Genomic DNA, 21491 nt, shown 5'->3' on the forward strand with positions numbered 1-21491 from the left:
GTCCCGGGCGGCGGGCGGCTCCTGGCGCCTGCCGCCCGGGACCGCACCGGGCGTCCCGGGCCGGGCCGGGGTCCCGTACCGCGCCCGGGTGCCGGCCGGGCTCATGCCGTCCGTCCCGCGAACCGGCCGACCTTGGTGATGACGTCCTCGCCGTACAGGCGCAGGGCCTGCTGGAGGGCGAACTCCGCGATGTAGCGGCGGAATTCCTCCGGCGGTTCCTCGGCGAGGTTCAGCATGTGCCGGTTGGCGACCACGGCGGGGCTCTGCAGCCGCCGCGCGGCACGCTCGACGGCCTCGTCGAGTTCGCCGGGTTCGACGACCTCGTCGATCAGGTGCCGGGCGTCCGGTTCGGCCGCCCACAGACGACGGCCGCCGAGGATGACCTGGCGGGAGATCCGCGGGCCGGTGTGCCGGCCGAGGCGGAAGTTGCCGGCGCCGGGCACGATGCCCTCGCGGGCGGCCGGCAGCGTCAGGTAGGCGTCCGACGCGGCCAGTACGAGGTCGCAGGCGAGCAGCACCTGCATGCCGCCGCCGATGGCGAAGGTGTCGACCGCCGCGATCCACGGTTTCTCGACGGTACGGGAGTGCCAGGAGCCGTCGTGGCCGACGAGCAGACCGGCGATCATCTTGCGCAGGTAGCCCGTCTCGCGGCGGAGCAGGAACCCGGCCAGCGAGATGTCGCCGGCGTGCAGCCGCTTGAGGTTGATGCCGGCGCTGAACACCCGTTTGCCGCGGTAGCGGGGGTGGGTCATCTCGCCGCCGCGCAGCACGGCCACCCGGACCCCGGGGTCCAGCAGGGCGAGGTCGACGGCGGTCTCCATGTCGTCGACCTGCTCTTCGTCCTCGGCGTTCAGGCAGTCGTCCCGGCACATGGTCAGGTACCCGGTGCCGTCCCGTCGTTCGAGGAGTACCGAGCGGGTGCGCAGCACGCCGGTGCGCAGGAACTCGGGCAGCAGGTGCCGGGCCCGGTCGGTGGGCCGGAGCATCGCGTCGAGCAGGTGCGGCCCGGCCTGCGGTGACCGCAGCACCGCGCGCAGGAAGAGGCCCTGGTCGATCTCCCAGCCCTCCTTGTCGGCCTGGCGGCGGGCGCGGTCGGCGGCGATCCGCTCGGGGCCCGGCACCAGTCCGGGGAACCGGTCCGCCGCGGCGTCGAGGAGCTCCCCGATGCGCAGGCCCGCGGTGTCCTCGGTGAGCCGCCGGTACACGGACTCCGCGTGCCGGTCCAGGTAGGCGGCCCTGCGGGCGCGGGCGGCGTGCTTGGCGGCGGCGATCTCGGCGCGCTGCTCCGCGGTGCGCGCGGCGGGCTCCGGCAGCGTCGCGACGAGCTTGTCGACGAGGGTGTCCGCCTCCTGCGCCCGCGCCCAGAGATCCGGGGCGCCGGCCGTCATGAGGCCGCCTCCCGCTCGGTGGTCCGCAGGGCCCGGTCGCAGGCGGCCAGGTGCGGGCCGAGGGCGTCCTCGAAGGAGGTGGCCGCGGCGTCGAAGAGCAGTTGCCGCCGGATCGCCAGCTCCTTGCCGGCCAGACCGCTGGTGAGGCCGGCCACGGCGGCGACGGCCGCGGCGGGGTCGTCTACCAGTTCGTCGGCGAGTCCGAGGCGCAGTGCTTCCGGGCCCTCGACGGGCAGCCCGAACAGCACCGCCCTGCGGACGCCCGCCGGGCCGGCCAGCTGGACCAGCCGGTAGCCGGCCATCCCGGGCCAGGTGCCGGACGCGTCCCGGGCCAGCAGCAGCCGGGTGCCCGGGGTCACCGCGCGCACGTCGGCGGCGAGGAACACGTCGAGCGCCGTCCCGCCGCAGTCGCCGTCGGCCACCGCGACGGTGGCCAGCGGCAGCCGTTCCAGGCGGCGCAGCGCCCGCTCCCACTTGCTGACCAGCAGCACGTCGAGGCCGCCGGTCCAGTCGCCGCGCGGGGTGCCCGTCACGTGGACGGCGAGCGGGCCGTGACCGGCCCGGTCCTCGGCCCGGTCGCAGATCTCCTGGACGGCCTTGACGGTGGCCGCCGTCAGCGGCTCGCCGCCGTCGACCGTCAGCGTCAGCGCCTCGCTCATCGCGCTCGCCGGCCTCACCACTGGACCAGCGCCGTCTCGAGGGTGGAGCCGGGCCCCATGGTCATCAGCACGCCGTACTCCCCTGGTTCGGTGACGTCCTCGTCGAGCAGGCGCTCGTACGAGAAGAGGAAGGATCCGCTGGACACGTTTCCGTAGTCGCGCAGCACGCCGGTGGTGTGCCGTACGTCGTACCGGGTCAGCCCGAGGTTGACGCCGACGGCGTCGATGACCTTCTTGCCGCCCGAGTGCACCAGCCAGTGCGCGATGTCGCTGCGGCGCAGGCCCGTGCCCGCCAGCAGCCGGTCCACGACGATCTCGGCGTGGGCGCCGACCACGTACGGGATCTGCGGGTCGAGGAAGAAGCTGAACCTGCCGAGGTCGCGGTCCCAGTCGTAGCGCATGGCGTCGAGGGCCTCGGGGATGATGCAGCTGGCGAACTTCAGCAGCCGCGGTCCCTCGGTGGCGACCGGGCCGGGGTGCGGGCCGGCGAGCAGCGCCACGGCGCCGGCGCCGTCCCCGAACAGGCTGTTGACGACGGCGGTGCGCATCGAGGAGTCCATCGCGTACGCGGCGGAGCAGGCCTCCGCGCACAGCACGACGGCGAGTTCGCCGGGGTGGGCCACGGACCATCCGGCGACGACGTTCAGGGCGTTCAGCCCCGCGTTGCAGCCCATGCCGACCAGGTCGGAGCGGCTGCAGTGCCGGTCGATGCCGAGTTCCCGGATCAGCAGGGCGCTGAGGCCCGGGGTGAGGAAGCCGGTCGAGGTGACGCAGCAGAGGTGGCGCAGGTCCGAGAGGTCGGCGCCGGCCCGTTTGAGGCAGGCGCGCAGTGCCTCGGCGCCCATCTCGACGGCCAGCGACTTGTGCTTGTCGAGCAGGTCGCCCTGGGTTTCGGGGTGCCGTTCGCCGGTGTGGTCCGGCGCGGGCAGCACCAGGTGGCGCCGCTCGATGGCGCTGTTGAGGAAGACCGAACGGACCCGGGGATCGCTGATCCCGAAGGCGTCGAGCACCTCTTGCTGGGAGTACGAGGTCGGCGTCACCGCCGTGCCCACTCCCACGATCCGCGGGCGGGCGAGTCCTCCGGGGAGGGCGCCCGGTTCCGCGGTGCCGGGCCGTTCGACGGTCGTGGTCATCGGTAGGTCCACCCCCACCTGCGCGGTGTGCTGCGCAGTGTCCGTACAACGCGATTCATGTGCCTGACCTTTCGTTCGCGGCGCATTCCGCCTGGATGAAGCGGGTGAGCCGGGCGATTCCCTCCTGGATCTCCGTGGGCGTCAGATAGCTGATGGACAGCCGGATTCCGTTCTCGCCGCCGCCCATGGGATGGAAGTGCTCCATCGGCGTCCAGATGACGCCGAATTCCTGGGCCGAGCGGGCGAGCGCCGCCTCGTCCGCGCGGAAGGGCACCCGCACGCTGAGGAAGAAGCCGCCGGCCGGTTCGTTCCACCGGACGCCGAGTTCGGCCCGGCGGTCGGCCGGGAGGCAGCGGTCCAGGTGGAGCAGTACGGACCGCATCGCCTCGCCGTAGTACGCGGCGGCCTCGGTGTTCATTTCCGAGACGCGGCCCCGCGCGGCCAGCAGCGCGCCCGCCACCACGGCCTGGCTCAGGGACGGCGTGTTCACCGTGATCATGCTCTTGATCCTGGCGAGTTCGGCAGCGAGCGGGGTGCTGCCGCCCGCGCCGTCGGCCACCGGCTGGTCGGCGACGACGTAGCCCACCCGGGCGCCGGGGAAGACGGTCTTGGAGAAGGAGCCGAGGTGCACGACCGTACGGGTGCGGTCGAGGGCCTTCAGGGTCGGGAGCCGCAGCCCCGGGCTGACCATGCGGTAGGGGCTGTCCTCCAGGATCAGCAGTCCGTGGCGCGCGGCCGTCCGCAGCAGGTCCGTGCGGGTGCGCAGGTCCAGGGTGTTGCCGGAGGGGTTGGCGTGGTCGGGCAGGACGTACAGGACGCGGGGGTGTTTGCCGCGGGCCCGCAGCGCGCGGATCGCGGCCTCGACGTCGGCGGGGGCCAGCCCGTCGTCGCGTTCCTCGACCGGGTGCACCTCGATGTCCAGCAGCCGGGCGGCCCCGATGATCCCCACGTAGCAGGGGCTGGAGACCAGCAGCACGTCGTCGGGGCCGCGGACGAGGGCCCGCAGGGCCAGCAGCATGGCCTCCTGGGCGCCGAGGGTGACGACCAGCGACTCGGCGGGGACGTCGATGTCCTCGTCCGCCCGCAGCGAGTCGGCGATGGTCTCGCGGATCAGGCCGGCGGTGGGCCCGTACTGGTAGAGCGCGGTCCGGATCTGCCGGGGTGTGCGTCCCTGGTCGGCGAGATGGCCTAGGTAGCGGCGGGCGTGGGTGAAGATCTGCTCGGTGTCGAAGAAGCCGTCGTAGGGCCGGCCCGGGGCGAAGGAGATGGCGTCGGGGTAGCGGAAGGTGATCTCGTTGAGGAAGTTCATCGTGTCCAGGACGGGATCGGACAGCGCGCTGTGCAGATCGGTCCGACGCAGTCCGGGCGTGGTGGGCGCCGGTACGGACGCCGCGGGTGCCACGGGTGCCGGTACGGGCTCGGCGGGCGTCGCGGGTGCCGGTACGGGCTCGGCGGACGTCGCGGGTGCCGGTACGGGCTCGGCGGGCGCGGTCTGGACGCGGATCACCTCGCGTCCGAGATCGGTCACCTCGCCGACGCCGGTGAACTCCATGGCGCGGGCGAACTCCCGGACCAGGCCCGGCAGATCGGGCAGGCCGGGCACAAGGCGTGTGGCCCCGTCCGAGTCCTCCTCGGTGCCCCTGTCGCCGTCGCCGTCGCCGTCGTCCGCGGCCGTGGGCGCGCGGTGCGCCGGGGTCGGTTCGAGGATCACCGCGTCGGCGCCCGAGGCCAGCGCCACCACGATGTCGGCGCCTCGGCGGATGCCGCCGCCGAGCAGGACGAGTCCGCCCCCGCTCACCGCGTCCGCGATCACCGGCAGCTCCCGGAGGCTGGAGGTCACCACGCCGTCGGCGCCCGCCTCGAGCGCGCGCAGCGCGTCCCGCGCTGTGCCCGTCCCGGCGACCAGCAGCGGGAGCGAGGTCAGCGAGCACAGCGCGGCGAGGGCCGGCCGGTCGACGGGGGGCCGGGGGCCGGCTCCGGGCGCGAGCCGGAGGGTGAGTGCGCCGAACCCGGCGTCCTGCGCGCGCAGGACGAGTTCGCGCGCGGCTCGCCGGTCCGGTACGGCGGTGAGGTCCAGCCACCGCGGTACGTCGCCGTCGGCGGCGGGCTGCGCGGGCCACGGTGCGGTGAGCACGGCGGGGAGCCCGGCCGCGGCGCCGGCCCGGGCCACGGCTCGTTCCAGGCCGGGACGGGCCCGGTCGGGGTGCGGGCCGACGACGACCGGCGCGCTCCACATACGGCCGAAGACCTTCACCCCGGTTTCGGGCGGTCCCGCGAGTCCGTGGCTTCCCTGGACCAGACCGGTGCGGTCGAACAATGCGCGATTGGCGACGGCCGCGGCCCGTTCGGCCGGGGCGGGGGAATTACCGGAGCGGACACCCATTCGGGTGGGCTGCGCTGCCATGGATTCCCTCCAAAAGCCGTCGGCGCGATCTCTGGAACTGAATTCGCGGCCTCAGCATCACACGCCTCCGGTGATTCGACAACGTCGTCCAACTGCGCACATCGCACGCTTGGACGCGAGAAAGCAGCGAGAAAACAACGAGAAAACAGAACGAGCGGAAGAGAGAGGAATGACGAGGGAAAATGCGGGAATGCAGAATGCGGACGCATTCGGCCGGACCTTGACGTGAGGTGCCACGAGAAGGCCCGGCCGTTGTCCAACCGTTGGATACGGACGCTTGGACGATGGTGCTGTTGAGTCCTACCCGTGCCGCACCGTCTGGTGTTCCATCCGCACGGCGACCTCTCCCCATACTCCCGCGCAGGCGTGGGCGAGATCGGCGACCACCGAAGTGCAGTGCGGCGGAACGCTGTCGATGATCGCCTGCCATTCGGCGCCGGTCAGGGTATGCAGGTTCAAAAGCCGCAGCAGCATGCGGCCGGTTTCGCTGAACCGTAGCGCGGGATCGGATTTCAGCCGGTCCACGGCCGCCGCGCGGGCCGCGATCCGAGCCGAGCCGATTGGCTGTTCCGCGGCGACGGCCCGGCCGCGGCCGGTGTCCTCGGCCGGCGCCTTCGGCTGCGGGCGGACCCGGGCCCGCGGCTTGGGCAGTGGGTCCTCGCCCCGGTGGATCCGGTTTCTGACGTCCCGGGCCGTCTCCGGCGATATCCGGGCGGCGCGGGCGATCTGCCGCAGGGACAGCCCCGGGTTCTCCCTGATGAGTTTTCCGGCCAGTTCGCGCCCCGCGGCGCTGTTGACGGGACGGACCCGGCCGTCCTGGCCGATTCGGCTGCCCTCCACCAGCGTGTCCCCGGCCGCCCGCCGGCGGATCTCGGAGACCGTGCCGGGCGAGAGGCCGGTGGCCGAGGCGATCATCCGGTCCGACCACTGCGGATGCGAGGTGATGATCCGGCTCGCCGCCCGCTTGCGGTCCGCCATGGAGAGCGGCAGACCGTGCGTGATGTTCGACTCCACCGCGAGCACGAAGGCGTCGGACTCGCTGCCGTCGAAGTACGCCACGGCGATCTTGTCGTCGCCGCGCAGCTGCGCCGCCCGCAGCCGGTGCACACCGTCGATCACCCGCATGGTCCGCCGGTGCACCAGCACCGGCGGAAGCGGAGCCCTTACCTCCACCAGTGCCTGGATGTGGTCCTGGTCCTCTCCGGTACTGCGCGGCGACCCTTCCACGACCAAGGAATCGATCTCGACTTCGACGACCAGCCCTTGTTCGAATTGCGCCTGGTCAAGCTGCACCACAAACTCCCCCCGAGGCTCTTTCTGCACACAAGTTCGCGTTCCGCGACGAACGACAGATTTCTCGGTCATGACGCGCATCGGCGCGCCCGACGAGATCAGCCACCTGTTGAGAATCCCGCCGGACAGGGGGTCAGGTGTCCTGGCCAGGAAGGTCCGGATACGGGCGGCGACGCCTCATCCGCACCATCGGTCCCTTGACACACTTCGGCCGCCGGAACACCCGGTCGGCACATGCTTGTCCCTCTAGGAATTGTGCCCATGCTTGAACTCATTCGACTTCCCCCGTAATGCCACCACATGAGCCGCGTCAGCGAAGACCGCGGCCCTGTTGGCCGACGGCGGCCTGAGACCGCGCGCCGAGTTGGACACCAGAACAGCAGACGCCTTACTGCCCCGTCCAGAGTCCACCGTCCCAGCATGTGGACCGTACGGTGTCACGCGTACCGGACCCGGCCCGTCGACTTCCGGGAGAACCGCAGGTCCGGCGGGCATTACGGCATTTCGCCACGGCGGATCAACGGCGTCGTGAATATGACGAAAAAGCGGAGACGCACCACCGAAATAAGCCGGTCCGGTCGCCGTGAACGGTGTCCCGCCGGCGGGACACCGCCGGGCGCCCGCCACGGGTAAGCGGAGACTCAGGCTCCGATATCGTCCGCCAGGGGGTCGGTGTGCGCCGGTTCGGCGGCCGCTTCGTCGAGGCGGGACACGATCCAGTCCAGCAGGTCGAGGCCGGCGGCCTCCGCCGCCTGCTGCCAGCGGACCCGGCGGTCGGAGGCGACCTGGAGGCGCACCAGCGGGTGCAGCAGCGTCCGGTCGTCATGGCGGTGCGCCCGGAGCCGCCGGCGCAGCTCGTTGCGGGACCAGCCGCCCCGCTCGGCGCGGGCAAGCCACTCGTCCTGCTCCTCCGCGGGGATGCCGGCCACCTCGGCGTGGTGCTGGAAGCTGAGCCGCGCTCGACGCCGGGCCGGTTCGAACTTGCCGGCGACCCAGGCGTAGTTGCGCAGGGTCTGGTAGTCGAGGCCGCTGTCGGCCAGGGCCTTGCGGTAGCGGTCGGGGTACTCCCTGCGGCCGTAGATCAGCCAGTCGCCCAGCCACCAGGCCGACGAGTCCGTGACCACGAACATCTGCCGGCCGAGGTGGCGCCACTGCGTCAGCGGCAGTCCGGGGGACAGCATCAGGGCGGTGCGCCGGGTGGCCGCCCGTACGTCCAGCGCGACATGTTCCCGCTCGCGCACCACCGGTTCCGTCGGCCGGCCGGTCCCCCGTGCCGCTTCGCCTGCCATCCTCCGCACCTCACCGCCCCCTTGTCCGCACGCACTCATCCTTCCCGGCGCGACGTCTCGGCCAGGTAACAGCGCGGATCCGGCGGGCCGGAGGCCGGTCGGGTGGCTCTGTGTTACGGCGGAGTTACCTGTTCCGCGGTCTACTGGGGCGCGCGGAGCAAGCAGCCCCGCGAGCGGAAGAGGAGGCCCCATGGTCACCGCGACCCGGTGTTGCGCCGAGTGCGGCACGGAGTTCGCCTGGACGAGCCGGAATCCGACCCGCAGGTTCTGCGGTCCCAGATGCCGGTCCCGGTGGTGGCGGGCGGGTCGCGGCGGGCCGGCCGAGCGGGACAGCGCGGCGGGCGAGTCCGGCGGCCCGGCCTCGGCCCGCCTGGGAGCCCTCCACGCCTGTCCGCACTGCGGGCAGCACCTCACGGTCATCAACCTGCTGGTCGACGGCGAGTCGGTGCCCGGGGCGGTTGTTCCCGGGGTCGTTGCCCCTGCCCCCGGTGGCGCCGGTACTTCCCCGTAACGCGGCGCGGCCCCGGGGGCCGGCCAGTGTGCTGGCTCGGCATGTGCCCGGGACCGCTGGGCGGTGGACGGCAGATGGTGGGCGGTGACGGTGAAAGGTGACGGTGGGCGGTGGCGGTGGGCGGTGGCTAACCGACCGCGCACCGGGTGGTGTTCAGGGTGAAGCCGACCGGGTCGGCGTTGCCGCCGGTCGCGGTGCCGGTGAACGACACGCGCCGGGTCTGGCCGGGCCGGATGGTGCCGCCGGAGTCGGGGCTGTGGACGGTCACGTCGGTGCCGTTCTGCGACACCACGGCGCCGTTCGCCGCTACGGCCCGCTGTCCGTCGGCGTAGCGGTAGCGCAACGCCCAGGCGCTGAGCGGCGTACGTCCCGTGTTCCTGATCTCGATGGTGCCGGTGAACTCGCCGGCGGCGTCGGGGGCGGGGTCGCCCGCCGCGTAGTCCACCCGGCAGTTTCCGGCGGGGACTTCGCCGTGGGAGTAGAACACGTTGTCGGGCAGGGCGGAGCGTTCGATGTCCGTGTTGGCGGCGATGACGTCGGCGAGGTCGTGGCGGAAGCCGATGCCGTACGTCTTCGCGATCGCCTTCAGCGTGGCGGTCTGGTTGCCGTAGAAGAACCGGTCGCCGTCGCGCAGTCGCTGGAACTCCCGGGACCACATCGCCTGTTGGAGTTCGCCGAACTCCGAGCCCTTCAAGTGCGGTTCGGCCTGCATGCCGACGTAGGCGTCGACCCGGTCGACGGATCCGTAGATCGCCTTGAGCCGGGCGGCGAGCGGGGTGCGCCGGGTGTAGGTGGTCGCGGAGGTGTCGCCCGGCAGCGCCTGGAAGCCGACCTTGCTGCCGAAGAGGTTCCGCATGTCGAGGAAGTCGACGCTGTCCGGGTCGTCCACCTCCGCGCCGGGCGTCAGCTCGGCGTCCTGCGGGAAGGTGTCGGTGGTCTCACCGGTGATGCCGGTGAAGGACTTCACCGGGGCGAGCCCGTAGGCCTTGCGCAGGTCGTTGTAGCTCGGTATGCCGTGGTCGCGGCTGCGGGCCAGGTCGGTGGCGGCGAGGTCGAAGACGCACGCGGGGTCCGCGTTCGGCGCGGAGCACAGCACGCTGCGCAGCAGGTGGTCGGTCATCTCCTCGTTGCGGTACTGCGCCTTGTCGCCGAGGGACTGGAGGACGGGGCCCAGGCCCAGGTCCTTGAGCAGTTCCGGGTTGTCCCGCATGAACTCCAGGCTGACCTCGACGCTCACCGGGCCGTCCGGAGCGCCCATGACGAGGAGCCCGGCGGCCCGGAACGCCTCCAGTTGCTCCTCGGTGTAGCGTCCGGCCGGCTGGTTCAGCGAGGTGGCGCCGTGGATCATGCTGTGCGCGCGGTAGCCGGTGGTGGCGAACTCGTTGGTCAGGGTGGCGTCGGTGCGCGGGTCGTAGCCCCGGTAGCCGGGCAGCGTGATCCCCACCGCGGGCAGGAACTCGGTGTAGGTGATGTACTGGATCTCGCTGATCACGACCCGCCGGGCGATCTGGAACTTCTCCTCCTCGGTGAGGGAGGCGGGCAGCGCGTCCACGATCCGGTTGTGCTCCCGGGCGAACAGCGTCTGCACCCCGGTCACCGCGATGTTGTTGTTGACCCGTACGTCGCCGGCGACGACCGCGCTGTCGGGGTCGGCCCGCAGCCGGCCGTCGATGTCGGTCGCCGGGGCGGCCGGCACATCGCCCCGCGCGTCCCGCCGCGGCAGGTAGTCGTCCGGCAGCAGGAGCTTGGCGCCGTTGTCGGACAGGTCGCCGTCGACCCGCCCCTGCCGGAGCCACTCCAGCCGGGCGCTGTCACTGCCGTAGACGGCCGAGGCGTCGAGGTAGGAGCTGTCCATGTTGACCTGCTGACGCGCCGAGGTCACACCGGTGCCCCGGGCGGGCGTGGACCGGGTGAACGGCAGGTAGTGCTCCCCGTCGATCAGCTCCAGCGGGTCGCTGTCGTCACCCGCCATGTCGGCGGACTCGCCCTGCGGATCGGTGGCCTGCTCCCCGAGCCGCAGGGCGAAGGTGTGGTCGAGGAACTGGGCCCAGGTCCAGGCCCATTGGCTGACCTGGCGCTCGGAGAAGATGTTCGCCGGCAGCACCTGGTCGCCCTGGACCTCCTCGTCGGCGAAGACCCGGTTGCTCACGTAGCGCGGGTCCGGCCCGGCGGCCGGCTCGCTGCGTCCGTCGGCGTAGTTGGCGGCCGCCAGCCGGGCGTAGGCGGTACCGGCCCGCCCCCACTCCGGGTGTGCGCGGTTGTTGCCGCTGCCGTCCAGCGACTGGGTCTCCGGGCGCACCCCGCCCCGCCCTTCCGCGGCGCCGGACGGCGCCGCCAGGGCGGTCACCAGCGTGGCCAGCACCGCGGTGACGACACCCGCTCGGGTACGCGTGAGCGAACGTCTGGAAGCCGGGCCGTGCCGGTTCACGTGCCTCATGCCATGTCCCTTCTCTGCTGTCCTGACCGGACGGTTCCGTCCTGGAGGAAGTGAGCGGCTCCCGGTCTTCTCGGGCGAGATGGCGAGCTGACGAGCTGACGAGCGCGGGACCGCCGACCGCACCGCCGGGTGCGGGGTCGGACAGTGACGGGTGGGGACGGAGCGTCCGCCGCGTCGCCAAGGATGCACGAAGGCACGTCCAAGCGACAGATCCGGGCGCTTGGACAGAGACGGCTCCGGTGCCGAGGAGTGCCCGTCACCGGCGGCGAGCGCGGTGGGAGATGGCGACCGCGGTGGCCGCGGGGCCGGTGAGAACGCCGCGTCACCCCGATCGGGAGTCACCGACCGGAAGTCACCGACCGGGAATCACCGGCCGGGAGTCACCGTTCCCCTGTATCGGCAACCCGCCCGATGCCCGAACGGTCACACGGAACCGATCAGGGCTGCCGATGTCCGGGGGCGCTCGGCCGCTCGGCCGGTCGGCCGGTCAGCCCGTCTCCGGGGGACGTGCGCGCACCAGTCCGCTCTGATAGGCGATCACCACCAGCTGCGCACGGTCGCGGGCCGCGAGCTTGACCATGGCACGCTGGATGTGACTGCGGACGGTCAGCGGACTGAGGAAGAGACCGTCCGCGATCTCGGCATTGGACCTGCCGAGCGCGGCGAGCGCGACGACCTCGCGTCGCGGCCGGTGAGCGCGGCGACGCGTTCGGGCGGCGCGAGTTGTCCGCCGGTGTCCGGCAGGGCCTGGTCGTCGGCGAGCAGGACACGGATCGTCATGGGGCGGACCGTTCGTCGTCGTTCAGCGGAAGGGTGCAGCGGACCTCGAAGCCTCCTTGTGCGCGTGGGCCGGCCCGGAAGCCGCCACCCGCGGCGAGGACCCGCTCGCGCATGCCGACCAGTCCGAAACCCTGGTCCGTACGCGGCGGGGTGGCGGCGTCACGGGGAGCGGCGTCGTTGGTGACGGCGAGGGTCAGGTCGTGGGAGGCGTAGGTCAGCCGGACGCGGGCGCGCGGTGTGGCGGCGTGTTTGGTGACGTTGGTCAGCGCCTCCTGGAGGATCCGGTACGCCGTCAGGTCCCGCGTCGTCCTGTCCCTGCTGTCATTTCCCCTTGGTCTCCAGGCAGCAGTCACGACGCCCCGGTGGTCCCCAGGCAGGACCGGCGCCTCCTTCTCAGGCAATGAGACACGAGCACTCCACGGGCCGGCGTGCGGAGGGCTGGGAGCGGGGAGGGCTGTGCCCAGGTGATCCAGCAGTTGGTCGCGCGCTGCCGGCTGATGTGGTTCGAGTGAGTCGAAGCACCGGCGGAGTGCGTGCGTTCCGCATTGTTCCGCGGCCGCCAGTGACGCGCGGCCCGTCTCGGTGAGGGAGACAGTCTTGCGGCGGCGGCTTCTCGGGGGCGCCGGTCCGGGTGACCCTGCCGAGGCGTCGAGCCCTTCCCGATCCGGGTGACGGAGCGCGGCGAGCTCGGCCTGGTGCAGGGCGCCGCGGTCGGCCAGTACCTGGAGCACCTTGGTGCGGGACAGCGCCGGACCGGCAGTCGCCGTCATGTGCCGGTCGACCTGCTCGCGCAGGCTGTGGGCGGCGGCGAGGAAGGCCAGTCCCACCTGCTCGGATGTGACTCGCCACCGACCCGGCACTCACGGGCACCACCGGCGGCGGCTGCTCCGTACACGGCGCCCGGCCGCTCCAGTGCCCCGGGCCCGGCCGCGACCCGGGTCCGCGGCGGGAGTTGTGGGAGGCGGCGGTGGCGCTCCTCGCCGCCCACCGGCCCGGCTGAACGCCCGATGTCCGTCCCGAGGAGAACGGTGCTCGGTCCTTCGAGGCGCGGACGGGCGGAAGCCGGCGTCCACCGCGCGCACGCGGCAGCTGGAGTCCCTGGTCGCCGGATGCCGCGCTGAGCCGGGGCGGGCCAAGCAGACAGCGGCACCGGCCCGGTGGTCGACGGCCGGTCGCTGTCGAGGCGGTCTCTCACAGGGTGGTGGTGTCCGTGCGTCGGTGGTCCGGCTTGAAGGGAAGGGGGGTGACGGTGGCCCTGATGGTGCGCTGGGGGGTTCCCGGCCTGCCCCAGAGCACGTCGACCGCGGTGCCGGGGGCAGCGTGCGTGCCATTGATGACGCAGAGGGAGACGGTCGCCCGCAAGGTGGGGCTGAGGGTACGGCCGGTGGCCACACCCACGGCTTCGCCCGCGGCGTCGACCTGGTCGAAGTTGGGGCCCGGGTTGCGGGGAAGGTCCATCTGGTCGGGCAGTTCGCCCTCCCGGGTCAGGGAGGTGAGCACGTCGGTGACGTCCTGCGCGTTCCACACCAGGCCGACCAGGGTGCGCGCCGGCCCGCCCTGCCGGGCTTCCGCCGCGAGGGCGTCGCGGCCCATGAAGTCGCGGTCGGGGACGCCCTTGCGGAATCCCCAGCCGAGTTCACCGGGGTGCGGAAGTAGTCGGTGATGCCGTTGGCCGGGACGAAACTGCCTCCTGGGGTGCCGCGCCGGAACTGGCGGGGTGCTCCCTGAGTCAGGATGGCGGAGGCCAGGTAGTCGAGTCCGTTGGTGGCGATGCCCGCATCGATGTGCTGGACGGGCTGGGAGCGGAAGCCGAGCTGGCGGATGCCGAATTCCTCGCCCGCGGCCAGGACGGCGGACCAGACGGCTTCGGCGTCGCCGGTGGCTCCGTGCAGTTCGTAGCCGAGTTCGCCGGAGATGCCGGTACGCATGATGTCGACGGGGATGTCGGCGACCTGGGCGGGCCGGCCGCGGCTGAAGCCGATGTCGCGGAGGCTGTCGCCGGTGGCCTTCTCCAGGGAGTACAGGGAGGCGGGGCCCTGGACGCCGAAGATGAACCGGTCCGGGCTGATGTCGGTGACCTCGGCGTCCCAGTCACCGAGGGAGAACTGCCACAGCAGCCAGTCACAACTGCCCGCCGTGTACACGAACTCCCGTTCACCCGTGCGGGTGAGGACGCCTTCGGAGGCCACGTGGCCGTTGTCGTCGAGCTGGACGTGATGCTTGATCTGCCCGGTTTCGAAGCGGGAGAGGTCCCGCATGCCCAGCCGGCTCAGGAAGGGCAGGGCCTGCGGTCCTCGGATGCGGACCTTGTGCAGGGAGGTCCAGTCACCGATGTAGCAGGACCGGACGTGGGCGGAGGCCTCCTCGACCCAGTGGGTGTACTCCAGGGGCAGCAGCAGCTGCGCGAAACGACCGTAGGTGCCGCGGATGTTCATGACGTCCTGGGCGGCGGCGGCCGGGCTGAACAGCGCCGGCCGCTCGGTCAGGAACGGCGCGTCGGCACCGCTCGCGACGAGACGTTCGTATGCGCTGCGCTGCCGGTCGGCGATGTTCATAGTCGGCTCCACTTCTTCGTTGGACGGGTGTCGGGCGCGGGCCGCCCGTTCAGGTATGCGGCTGTGCGCGTCCTGCGGCGTCCTGCCCACACGTATGGTGCGCCCGCGCGCCACCGGATGACGCGCGAGGGCGCGACCGCTAGGCGGGCACCGACTGGAGCTCCTCGGTCCACTCGGCGGCCCGGAGGGTGTTGACCAGGAGCATGGCGATGGTCATCGGTCCCACTCCGCCGGGCACCGGTGTGATGCGGCCGGCGATGCCGTCGAGTTCGGCGGCGCGGACGTCACCGATGAGGCCGTCCGGCGTGCGGTGGATGCCGACGTCGATGACGGTGGCCCCGGGCCTGACGTGTTCGGGGCCGATGAGCCCGCGGACGCCGGTGGCCACCACGACGACGTCGGCGGGCCGGGTGACGGCGGCCAGGTCGGCGGTGAACTCGTGGGCGACGGTCACCGTCGCGCCCCGGCGCAGCAGGAGCTGGGTGAGGGGGCGGCCGACGAGTTCGCCCCAGCCGACGACGGTGACACCCGCCCCTTTCAGTTCGACGCCCTCGGCGTCGAGGAGTTCGATGACACCGCTGGGCGTGCACGGGCGCAGTCCCGGTTCGTTCCGGGCGAGCCGGCCGGCGCTGGCGGTGGTCAGGCCGTCGACGTCCTTGGTGACCGGGATACGGTCGATGAGCGGTGCGGCGTGCAACTGCGGGGGCAGCGGCAGTTGCAGCAGGATGCCGGAGACGGCTGGGTCGGCGGCCAGTTCGTCGATGACCGCCGCCACCGCCTCCTGGGCGGCGTGCTGGGGAAGGTGGCGGTGGAAGTCGCGCATCCCGGCCGCTCGGATGGCACGCCGTTTGGCGGCGACATACACGGCGCTGGCCGGATCGTCGCCGACCAGGATGGTCGCCAGTCCGGGGACGCGGTGTCCGGCGTGCGCGGCCTGGGCGACCCGTTCGGTGACCCGGGCCCGGATGGTCCGGGCGATCCCGGCGCCGTCGATCGTTGTTGTCATGGTGGCGAACCGCTTTCTGTCGGTGCACGATTCGTCGCCCGGCCTGGGAGACCGTATGTGGGACCGTGGCCGTGCGCGGCCACGGTCTACCGCGCCGGCCCCCGGGACGGCGGTGAGCGGGTGACGGGATGAGGGAAACGGAGACGGCGGGTCAGGCGAAGACGATGGTGTGGTTGCCGTCCCGGATGACCCGGTCCTCGGCGTGCCACAGCACCGCGCGGGACAGGACGGCCCGTTCCACGTCGGCGCCCCGGCGGGTGAGGTCGGCGGCCGTGTCGGCGTGGCTCACCCGGACGACGTCCTGCTCGATGATCGGGCCCTCGTCCAGGTCCTCGGTGACGTAGTGGGCGGTGGCGCCCACCAGTTTCACGCCGCGTTCCTTGGCCTTGGCGTAGGGGCCGGCGCCGATGAAGGCGGGCAGGAAGGAGTGGTGGATGTTGATGATCGGGACGCCGACCTGGGCGATGAAGTCGCCGGAGAGGATCTGCATGTAGCGGGCGAGGACGACGAAGTCGACGTTGTCCTTGAGCAGCCGCAGGTGCTCGGCCTCGGCGGCCGACTTGTCCGCGCCCATGGACGGGACATGGAAGAACGGGATGCCGAAGCTGCGTACCTCCTCGGCCACGTCGGGGTGGTTGGAGATCACCATGGCGATGCTGACCGGGAGTTGGCCCTGGCGGTGCCGCCACAGCAGGTCGAGCAGGCAGTGGTCCGACTTCGAGGCGAAGACGGCCACCCGCTTGGGCACCGACATGTCGCGCAGCGTGTAGGCGAGGCCGTACCGCTGCACCAGTTCGCCGTCGAAGTCGGCGCGCAACGCGGGCAGCGCGGCCCGCAGGCCGGCCAGATTGAAGACGGTGCGCTGGAAGAAGGAACCACCCTGGGGGTCGTCCGAATACTGGTCCAGGGAGACGATGTTCGCGCCGTGCCTGCCCAGCACCGCGGTGACGGCCGCGACGATGCCGGTCGCGTCGGCTCCTTGGACGATCAGCGACGCCTGATGGTCGGTCGCCTTGTTCCTCTTGGCGGCGGGGGCGGGTGCGGCCTGGGTGACCGTCATGCGCGGGCTTCCTTCCTGAACTGGGCGATCCATTCGGCCGTGGCCCTGAGCCCGCCGAACGTATAGAAGTGGATCTTTACTTCGCCGTGCCGTGCCGGGTCGTGACCCGCGGCGAGGGCGCGCAGGAACCGGTCCGGTCCCGCGGTGCCCATGAGGTTGGTGATCGACAGGCCGTACTTCTTGGCGATGGAGGCGCTGGTGCCCACGCCGAACCGGGCGGCGTACGACATCAGCCGCCGCACCCCGGCCGGGCCCGGGACACCGATCCGGACCGGGAGCGTGATGCCGTGGCCGCGCACCTGCTCGATCCAGGCGAGGACCGGGTCGACGTCGAACCCGAACTGGGTGATGACACTGCCGTCCAGCCCCTGTGCGGCGAGCGCGGCGCATTTGTCCCGCAGCGCGGACCAGAGGACGTCCCCGCTGATGGCCGGGTGGCCCTCCGGGTAGCCGCTGATGCCGACGTGCCGGACGCCGTGCTCCCGCAACAGGCCCGACTCGATGAGGGAGAGGGCGTCCTCGTAGGGGCCTTCGGGGCGGGACGGGTCGCCGCCGACGGCGAAGACGTCGGTGCCGGTGCCGTCGGCCCGGAGCCCGGCGAGGAACTCCACGAAGTCGGCCTGGGAGCCGAGGCGGCGGGCGGATATGTGCGGGACCGGCAGGAAGCCGAGACGTTGGACCGCCCGGGCGGCGTCCAGCCGCATCCGCAGGTTCTCGTTGCCGAGGAAGGTGACGTTGACGCGGGTGCCCCGCGGGACGAGGCCGGCGGCCTCCTCCAGCTTGGGCACGTCCTTGCCGGTCATCTCCAGGGAGAAGTCCTCCAGCAGTGACGTGCTCACCGCCGGGGACGCTGTGCCGAGGGAGTTCATGGTGCTCCTAGGGAGGGCCGCGGGGTGGCCGGCCGGGCTCCGGCCCGTCGGGGAACGGGAGCCGGACGCCCGGCCGCGGCCACGCCGCTTGGGAGGGGTACGGTCGCCGGCCGACCGCTCCGGCGCGGAGCCGGCCGGAGTGTGTGACGCCGGCCGGAGCGTGTGACACCGGCCGAGTGCGTGGCGCCGGCCGAGTGCGTGGCGCCGGCCGCGGTCAGGCGTTGCGGCGGTACTCGGTGCGGGCGTGCCGGTCGTACGGGCTGGGCTGGACGGTGGCGCGGATGCGCGGGAAGCCGAGGTCGGCCTCGGGGTCCGTACCCGCCCCCGGGTGCTCGCCCCAGACCACGCTCACCTCGGTGCCGGGGGCGGCGTGCGCGGGGTCGATCAGGGTCAGGGACAGCACGGTGCCGACCGGGTCGATGGACGCGGTCTGCATGGTGACGCCGGCCAGACCGGCGGAGGTCTCCACCCGGTGGCGGGCGTAACTCAGTACAAAGCCGGGGTCCTCCCCCGCGCCGAGCACCCGGCGTACGTCGTCGGGGTCCAGAACGAGGGTGACCTTCTTGCGCAGGCTGTCGTCCTGCCTGGCGGCGAGCAGGGCGTCCCGGCCGTGGAACTCGTGCCCGAAGTGGATCATCTTCCCGTAGCCCAGCTCGTACGGGGAGACGTAGTAGTCCTCGATGTCCGCCGAGAAGAAGCTGCCGCCCAGCGGGCGCTTGCCCTCGATGCCGAACAGCGGCAGCCAGGCGCGGTACTCGGCCAGCTCGGGGTCGGTGTAGATGCCGGGCACCGGCGAGGGGACCCAGCCGCTCTCCACGCTCGGGGTGGCGTACGCCAGCGCGCCGACCTGGACCAGCCCGAGTGGTTCGCCCGCCTTCACGAACGCCTCGTGCACGTACGCGGCGTGCTCCCACGGGCCGATGAACTCGTAACCCGCCTGGCCCGCCATGCCGTGCCGCAGAGCCTTGAAGGCGCGGCCGTCCAGGGTGACCGGCGTGGAGTGGAAGAACTTGGTCTCCGGGATCGGGCCGCCGAAGACCTTGCCGATGAGTTCGAGGGCGAGTGGGCCCTGGATCTGGTAGCGGAACAGCTTCGGGTCACCGCCGCCCCGGCGGAACGCGGAGGACTCGTCGGTCCTGAACTCGACGTCGTAGCCGGCCTTTTCGGCGTGGTACTGGACCCAGTGCTGGGCGGCCGGTACTCCGCTGAGGAGGTAGGAGTTCTCGGCTTCCCGGGCGAGGATGCCGTCGGTGACGATGTGGCCGGCCCGGGTCACCGGGACGTACTGCTTGGCCTGGCCGATCGCGAACTTCTCGAAGTTGTTCGCGCCGTACTCGGCCAGCACGCGGGTGGCGTCCGGGCCCTCGATCCACATGTCGAACATGTGGTGCGACAGGTTCAGCAGGGCGACGCCCTCGTGCCAGGCGCGCTGTTCCGTGCGCCAGCCCGCGAACTCGCGGTCCACCACCTCGGGCGTCCACGGCTCGGCACCCGGCTGCCACAACAGACCGACGGGCGAGCCCGCCTGGTCGATGCCGTCCTGAAGGCTGGGAGTTGTCATGCGGCTCTCTCTTTCAAGGTGGTGGTCTGTGTCCCGGTGGTCGCGCGCCAGGGACGAGGCGGTCAGTAGCTGGATCCGGTCCCGGCTCAGGCGTTGCGGCCACATGGAGCGGGACGAGCGGGACCCTTGCACTAGAACGATCTAGCGCAAGGTAGCAGAAGGTCGTGACCACTGGCGAGACGCGTGCCGAGGCCGATGTACCCGCTGCCGGGCGGGAGTTCAGGGTGGCGGGGAGAGCGAGCCGGCGCCCGTCCAGGCGGCGGCCATGCACACCGCGTGCAGGCTGGAACGGACGTCGTGCACCCGTACGCACACCGCTCCGGCGGCCGCCGCGAGCGCGGACACGGCCGCCGTCGCGGCGTCCCGCTCACCGGGCGCCGGGGCCCCGTCCGAGCAGTCGCTCAGCGCGGCCCCGATGAAGCGCTTTCTGGACGCGCCCACGAGTACCGGGAAGCCGGCCGACCGCAGGGTGTGCAGGTGCGCGAGGAGCTGCCAGTCATGACCGGCCCGCTTGGCGAAGCCGAGGCCCGGGTCGAGGACGATGCGCCCGGGGTCCAGTCCGGCCGCGGTGAGCGCCTCCACGCGGTCCAGGAGTTCGGCGGTGACCTCGCCGACCACGTCCCCGTAGGCGGCGTGCCGCGCCATCTCCCGGCTCGGGGCGCGCCAGTGGGTGACGACGTACGGAACGCCGGCCGCCGCGACCGTGGCCGCCATGGCGGGATCGGCCAGGCCGCCACTGACGTCGTTGACCAGGCATGCCCCCGCTTCGACCGCGGCGTGCGCGACCTCGGCGTGCATGGTGTCGATACTGACGGGCACCCCCGCGCCCGCCAGTGCGCGCACCACGGGTACGGCCCTGGCCAGTTCCGCCCCCAGTGGCACCGGTTCCGCTCCCGGTCGCGTGGACTCCCCGCCCACGTCGACGAGGTCGGCGCCCTCCTCGGCCATCCGCAGACCGTGCCGGACGGCGCGGTCCGCGTCGCCGTACCGGCCGCCGTCCGAGAACGAGTCCGGGGTGACGTTGAGAATGCCCATCACCAGGCATCGGCCGGGCCGCGGGAGGCCGTCGGGGAGCGCCGGGAACGGCCGCACGACGGCTGGGGATTCCGTGTCGATCATGGCAGGAGAAACCTCCTCCGCCCGCCGGCCGCCGGCCGGCGCGCTGGGAAAGCTAAATCGATATGGCAGTGACGTTACAGCGGAATGCTAAATCGTTCTAGCCCCTCTGTCTGTCCCTGTAGGTGAGGGTCTTCACCTGGCGGAGGGTGGGCACGGTCTCGACGGCGCGCACGCCCCGTAGCGAGCCGACCCGGTCGGCCAGGTAGGTGAACAGTTCCTCCGTGCCGCGGCACAGCACCGAGACGACGATGTTGGCCTCACCGCTGACCACCGCGGCGAACCGGACCTCGCGGTGGTCCGCGAGTGCCTGCCCGACGGCACGCAGCCGGGTCGGGTCCACCCTCAGCCACAGCACCGCCTCGGTGCCGTGCCCGAATGGTTCGAGGTCGTACTCGATGTCGAAGTAGAGCACCCCGGACCCGCGCAGTGCCGCCAGCCGCCGCTTGACCACGGTCTCCGTCCGGCCGGTCGCGGCGGCCAGGTCGGTGGCCTTGGTCCGTCCGTCCCGGCGCAGCAGTTCCAGCAGTTCCTCGTCGAGGCCGTCCAGGACGACCGGCTCCGCCGCGGGCTCGGGCGGCGGCGGTCGCAGGGCCGCCTCCTGTGCCGGGTCCAGCGCGTCGATCTTGTTGAGCCAGTCCAGCGATCCGCCGTAGAAGTGGTGCAGGACGCAGAAGGCGTCGACCGAGGTGACCCGGCGGGTGCGCGGCAGGCGGTCGAGCAGGAGGTCGTCGCGGTCCCGCCGGCTGCGCGGCTTCATCGCGCACATCACCTCGGTGCCGCCGGACATCAGCCCGATGTACGAGGTGTCGGCGCGGCGGGCCAGGGCGTCGGCCAGCGGTTCCGCGGCGTCGGGGTTGCAGCGCAGGCGAACGATCCAGTTGGTGCGTCCGAGCCGGCTGTGGTCGGCCAGGCCGAGCACCCTGAGCCGCGCCTCCTTCTGGAGTCTGCGGTAGCGGCGGGCGACCGTCTGGTCGGAGACACCGAAGACCTCCGCGATCCGGTTGAAGGGCGCGCGGCCGTCGAGTTGCAGGGCTTGCAACAGGCACAGGTCGAGCGCGTCGGGTCGGTACACGTGGGCCGCCTTCCTGGGGAAACGCACCTGTCTGCGGCGGAGGGTCACACAGCGCCGGGGCGGCGCGCGGGTTGCGACACGCGGTGGCTGGGTCTCCGACGCGCGGTGGCTGGATCCCCGGCCCACCGCCCCGCCCCGCCCCGCCGCCGCGCCGCCCCACCCCGCCGCCCCGCCAGGACGGCCAGCACACCAGGACGCCAGGACGCCAGGACGCCAGGACAAGGGTCCACGGGTCGGTGGCGCGCGGCCTGCTCCGGTCCCCTGGCCCCTGGCCCCTGGTCCCCTGGGGCTACCGAGTCACGGGGATTACCGCGGCTCCGCCGCCGCCGCCGGCGCCGCGGTGCCGGCTCCGGGC

At 72.4% G+C, this 21491-nt stretch carries 15 protein-coding genes and 2 pseudogenes; all 17 read right to left on the bottom strand.

Annotated features, from left to right (window positions below):
• Positions 1-101: 101 nt before the first annotated feature.
• The 17 genes and pseudogenes from dpgC to ACTT8P_RS33875 all read right to left on the bottom strand — a co-directional run bounded on the left by dpgC (position 102) and on the right by ACTT8P_RS33875 (position 21136).
• Positions 102-1388 (bottom strand): (3,5-dihydroxyphenyl)acetyl-CoA 1,2-dioxygenase DpgC, encoded by a 1287-nt coding sequence (gene dpgC / locus ACTT8P_RS33795; protein WP_442835610.1) that lies wholly within the window; start codon positions 1386-1388, stop codon positions 102-104.
• Positions 1385-2047, bottom strand: a complete 663-nt coding sequence (gene dpgB, locus ACTT8P_RS33800; RefSeq protein WP_442835611.1) for an enoyl-CoA-hydratase DpgB — start codon at positions 2045-2047, stop codon at positions 1385-1387. The genes dpgC and dpgB overlap by 4 nt, the downstream gene beginning before the upstream one ends.
• Positions 2048-2061: 14 nt before the next feature.
• Entirely contained in the window at positions 2062-3180 is a 1119-nt protein-coding gene (dpgA, locus tag ACTT8P_RS33805; protein ID WP_442835612.1) for a 3,5-dihydroxyphenylacetyl-CoA synthase DpgA, read from the bottom strand.
• A gap of 55 nt (positions 3181-3235) precedes the next feature.
• Positions 3236-5584, bottom strand: coding sequence for an aminotransferase class I/II-fold pyridoxal phosphate-dependent enzyme (locus ACTT8P_RS33810; RefSeq protein WP_442835613.1), 2349 nt, complete (start codon positions 5582-5584; stop codon positions 3236-3238).
• A gap of 300 nt (positions 5585-5884) precedes the next feature.
• On the bottom strand, positions 5885-6877 hold the full coding sequence (locus ACTT8P_RS33815; protein WP_442835614.1) for a ParB/RepB/Spo0J family partition protein: 993 nt from the start codon (positions 6875-6877) through the stop codon (positions 5885-5887).
• Between the two features lie 641 nt (positions 6878-7518).
• Complete coding sequence (locus tag ACTT8P_RS33820; protein ID WP_442835615.1) at positions 7519-8166, bottom strand: LmbU family transcriptional regulator; 648 nt, start codon at positions 8164-8166, stop codon at positions 7519-7521.
• Positions 8167-8804: 638 nt separating this feature from the next.
• Positions 8805-11114: a peroxidase family protein gene (locus ACTT8P_RS33825; protein WP_442835616.1), complete on the bottom strand. Its 2310-nt coding sequence runs from the start codon at positions 11112-11114 to the stop codon at positions 8805-8807.
• 487 nt (positions 11115-11601) lie between these two features.
• Positions 11602-11846: pseudogene (locus ACTT8P_RS33830) on the bottom strand (response regulator transcription factor); the annotation flags it as partial.
• A 44-nt stretch (positions 11847-11890) separates the two neighbouring features.
• Positions 11891-12193, bottom strand: a pseudogene (locus ACTT8P_RS33835) (ATP-binding protein); the annotation flags it as partial.
• 892 nt (positions 12194-13085) lie between these two features.
• Positions 13086-13421, bottom strand: a complete 336-nt coding sequence (locus tag ACTT8P_RS33840; protein ID WP_442835617.1) for a glycine cleavage T C-terminal barrel domain-containing protein — start codon at positions 13419-13421, stop codon at positions 13086-13088.
• A complete protein-coding gene (locus ACTT8P_RS33845) occupies positions 13379-14449 on the bottom strand; it encodes an aminomethyl transferase family protein (protein ID WP_442835618.1) in 1071 nt (356 codons plus the stop codon). Before ACTT8P_RS33845 ends, ACTT8P_RS33840 begins: the two co-directional genes overlap by 43 nt.
• A 139-nt stretch (positions 14450-14588) precedes the next feature.
• Positions 14589-15455, bottom strand: a complete 867-nt coding sequence (locus ACTT8P_RS33850; protein WP_442835619.1) for a bifunctional 5,10-methylenetetrahydrofolate dehydrogenase/5,10-methenyltetrahydrofolate cyclohydrolase — start codon at positions 15453-15455, stop codon at positions 14589-14591.
• Between the two features lie 151 nt (positions 15456-15606).
• Positions 15607-16515, bottom strand: coding sequence for a formyltetrahydrofolate deformylase (purU, locus tag ACTT8P_RS33855; protein ID WP_442835620.1), 909 nt, complete (start codon positions 16513-16515; stop codon positions 15607-15609).
• Positions 16512-17384 carry a methylenetetrahydrofolate reductase gene (locus tag ACTT8P_RS33860; protein WP_442835621.1) on the bottom strand — a complete coding sequence of 291 codons (873 nt, stop codon included), beginning with the start codon at positions 17382-17384 and terminating at the stop codon, positions 16512-16514. The genes purU and ACTT8P_RS33860 overlap by 4 nt, the downstream gene beginning before the upstream one ends.
• 214 nt (positions 17385-17598) lie before the next feature.
• The gene (locus tag ACTT8P_RS33865) at positions 17599-18945 is read right to left on the bottom strand and encodes an aminomethyl transferase family protein (protein WP_442835622.1); all 1347 of its coding nucleotides are present in this window, start codon (positions 18943-18945) and stop codon (positions 17599-17601) included.
• Between the two features lie 219 nt (positions 18946-19164).
• The gene (folP, locus tag ACTT8P_RS33870; protein ID WP_442835623.1) at positions 19165-20064 is read right to left on the bottom strand and encodes a dihydropteroate synthase; all 900 of its coding nucleotides are present in this window, start codon (positions 20062-20064) and stop codon (positions 19165-19167) included.
• 97 nt (positions 20065-20161) lie between these two features.
• Positions 20162-21136 (bottom strand): Lrp/AsnC family transcriptional regulator, encoded by a 975-nt coding sequence (locus ACTT8P_RS33875; RefSeq protein ID WP_442835624.1) that lies wholly within the window; start codon positions 21134-21136, stop codon positions 20162-20164.
• Between the last annotated feature and the right edge of the window lie 355 nt (positions 21137-21491).

This window comes from Streptomyces sp. JW3 (assembly GCF_052216785.1).
In the GTDB taxonomy this organism is placed as follows: domain Bacteria; phylum Actinomycetota; class Actinomycetes; order Streptomycetales; family Streptomycetaceae; genus Streptomyces.